The sequence below is a fragment of the Mycobacterium sp. genome, assembly GCF_051006775.1.
Taxonomy (GTDB): domain Bacteria; phylum Actinomycetota; class Actinomycetes; order Mycobacteriales; family Mycobacteriaceae; genus Mycobacterium.
This window is the reverse complement of the sequence record NZ_JBPCSX010000127.1, coordinates 1-2,939: the sequence shown is the minus strand read 5'-3', so window position 1 is coordinate 2,939 and position 2,939 is coordinate 1. Positions and strand designations below refer to the sequence as shown.

The 2,939-nt window shown below is 63.8% G+C and carries 3 protein-coding genes and 1 pseudogene; 1 reads left to right on the top strand and 3 read right to left on the bottom strand.

Features of this window, described 5'->3' with window-relative positions:
• Positions 1-229 (top strand): annotated as a pseudogene (locus ACR2JI_RS08965) (ABC transporter permease); the annotation flags it as partial.
• Positions 230-238: 9 nt separating this feature from the next.
• Here the strand turns inward: ACR2JI_RS08965 and ACR2JI_RS08960 are convergent.
• The 3 genes from ACR2JI_RS08960 to ACR2JI_RS08950 form a co-directional block, all read right to left on the bottom strand.
• The gene (locus ACR2JI_RS08960; RefSeq protein WP_526389730.1) at positions 239-1,432 is read right to left on the bottom strand and encodes a TetR/AcrR family transcriptional regulator; all 1,194 of its coding nucleotides are present in this window, start codon (positions 1,430-1,432) and stop codon (positions 239-241) included.
• A gap of 27 nt (positions 1,433-1,459) precedes the next feature.
• On the bottom strand, positions 1,460-2,605 hold the full coding sequence (locus ACR2JI_RS08955; RefSeq protein WP_526389729.1) for an acyl-CoA dehydrogenase family protein: 1,146 nt from the start codon (positions 2,603-2,605) through the stop codon (positions 1,460-1,462).
• Positions 2,606-2,612: 7 nt separating this feature from the next.
• Positions 2,613-2,939, bottom strand: a 327-nt coding sequence (locus tag ACR2JI_RS08950; RefSeq protein WP_526389728.1) for an SDR family oxidoreductase, incomplete at its 5' end; no start/stop codon positions are given.

Here is a 2,939-nt window from a genome sequence, read left to right as displayed (position 1 = left end):
GGCCGGGGCGATTCTGGCCATCGCCCTGAGCTTCTACGAGATCGTGGTCACCACCTTCACCGCCGGGCCGACGGTGCAGACCCTGCCGATCTGGATCTTCGGAAACCTGTTCCGGCCCAACCAGGCTCCGGTGATCAATGTGGTCGCGGCTACCCTGACGGTTCTCGCGATCCTGCCGGTGTGGCTGGCGCAGCGGTTCGGCGGGGATGTTGCTGGCGGCAGGGTATGACGAATTTATTCAGCGCTTCAGCGGCTCAAGCACAACCTGCTGCGCGATCGCGCTCATAGCGCCGGCGTAGCCGGCGGCACCGACGAAGTGCGGATCGCGAGCGGTGTCATTGATAATCGTCAACGCGGTCTGAACCCGGATGCGTGATTCCGTCGAGTCGGTGTCCGGATCGATCATGGACAGTAATCGCGTCCACTCCGAGATGTAGTCGTGCTGGGCCTGGCGCTGGAGATGACGTTCTTCGTCGGGTAGCTGGCCACTCTCGGTGATCAGCAGATCCAGGATGTAGTGGTGCGATGTGGCGAGTCGAAGGTAGGAGTCGATCAGTTGCTCCAGCGCCAGCCGGGGATCATCCACCGTGGTGAGAATCTCCGAGAAGTCCAGCATCAGATAGGAAGTGCCCCGGTTGAGCGCCGTCGTGAGTATCTCGAGTTTGCTCGAAAAATGGTTGTAGACGTTCGAACCGGTGGTTCCCAAAGCTGCGCCGATGTCTTCGATGCTGACGCCTGCGTAGCCGTTGGTGGCGAACAGCCGGGTTGCCTGACTCAGAATCGCCTCCCTGCGTAGTGCGGGCATCAACGGCTTCGACGGTGGTGAGGTGATGACTCCTGTGAAGGTTCCGATCTCGGCACTCAGCACGCGTTGCGCCAATTCCACAAGCAGGGCCTCGTAAGCCTGGCGGGGCATGTCCAGCCGATGGAAGGAGGGACTGGCGAAAACCGCGAGGAGGGACCGCGCCAGCAGGTCGGTTGAGGCGGCATTGAGGTCGGGACGCGCGGTTTCGACGATTTCGATCAGCCGCTGCACCACCGTGTTGATCTGGCTTCGAAGCTCATGGCGATCCTCGACCGTCATGCTCCGCGACTCGCGGTCCCAGAGCGTTCCGAGGTGCCGTTGGTCGAGCGCCATCGCACTCAGCCTCCGGAAGACGGCGTCAGCATCGGACATCGCCATGTCGGACATGAACTCCCGCACACGGGCGACACCGTCAAAGATCACCGCCGCGAGCAGCTGCTGCTTACTGGGAAAGTGGCGATAGAGTGCCGACGGCCCGATCTGGACGGCTTCGGCGAGATCACCGGTGCTGACGTGCTCGTACCCGTGCCGGTAAAACAGGTCAGCCGCGGCGGAGAGAATGAGCGCCCGCCGATTACGCGGCCGCGTCCCCCTGGCCGGGGCCGTGGCATCGACTCGAGCCACCACCTCGGCCTCCTCCTCTGCGGGCCCGCCTCAACCGAGGTTAAGCGAGCGACCCACGATTTCCTTCATTATCTCCGTCGTGCCGCCGTAGATCCGGGATATCCGCGCGTCGATGAACAGCTTCGCGATCGGGTATTCGCGCATGTACCCGTATCCACCATGAAGCTGGACGCAGCCGTCGACCACCCGGCCGAGCAGTTCGGTGGTCCACCACTTCGACTTCGCCGCGTCCACCGGGGTGAGCCTCCCGGCATTGAGCTCGAGGACGCAACGGTCCACCCACTGCTGGGCGATGTCGATCTCAGTGACCATCTCGGCCAGTTTGAATCGGGTGTTCTGCAGCGACCCGATGGACTTTCCGAAGGCCTTGCGCTCCCGGACGTAGTCGGCCGTCCATTCCAGCGCGACCCGCGCTTGAGCTACCGCCGCGATCGCCGCCCCCAGCCGCTCCTGGGCCAGGTTCGTGGTCAGCCCGAAGAAGCCGCTGCCCTCAGCACCGAGCAGATTGGCCGCCGGCACCCGCACATCGGTGAAGGACAACTCGGCGGTGTCCTGGGCGTGCTGTCCAAGCTTGTCGAGGTTGCGTCCCCGCTCGAAACCGGGCATACCGCGCTCCACGACGAGCAGGCTGATGCCCTCGTGCTTGTGCTCGGAGGTGCGCACGGCGGTGATCACCAGATCGGCGTTGATACCGTTGCTGATGAACGTCTTGGCGCCGCTGATCACATAGTGATCGCCGTCCCGGATGGCCTTGGTGGAGATACCGGACAGATCAGATCCGGTGCCCGGCTCGGTCATGGCGACCGCGGTGATCAGTTCGCCGCTTGCAATGCCGGGCAACCAGCGGCTCTTCTGCTCGTCGTTGGTCAACTCCAGGAAATAGGGCATGCAGACATCCGACTGCAGGGTCATCCCCAGGGTTGCGGGAGTCACGCCAAGCTTGGCGCTCTCCTCGATGAACACCGCACTGAATCGCAGATCGTTGACACCGGCGCCACCGTACTGCTCCGGCACCGCGGCGAACAGGCCGAGATCACCCACCTTGCGGAACAACTCACGCGGCACGATTCCGGCTGCGTCCCATTCCTCATAGTGTGGAATGACCTCCTTGTCCAGGAAGGCGCGAACGCTGGATCGGAACTCTTCGTGCTCTGGCTCAAACAGGGTGCGTTCCATGGGGGCCTCAGAGGTTGATTCCGCCGCCGCAGACGACTGTCTCGGCGTTGATGTAATCCGATTCGGGAATGCAGAACAGGTAGACCGCGCCGGCCGCGTCGGCGGGGGTGCCGGCCCGGCCCAGCGGAATCATCGCCTCCATCGCGCCGAGCAACCCGGGGTTAACGCCGACCTTGATCTCGCGGCCCTCCACGTCGATGGTGGCCCCGCCGTCTGCGGCCTCGGTGAGCCGGGTCTTGATCAGTCCGAAGGCCACGGTGTTGACGGTGACGTTGTAGCGGCCCCACTCCTTGGCGATCGTCTTGGTCAAGCCGGTGACGCCCGCCTTGGCCGC

Bases quoted from the DNA above. Each gene is read 5' to 3' on its own strand.
- ACR2JI_RS08955 (WP_526389729.1), bottom strand. From the start codon at position 2,605: ATGGAACGCACCCTGTTTGAGCCAGAGCACGAAGAGTTCCGATCCAGC.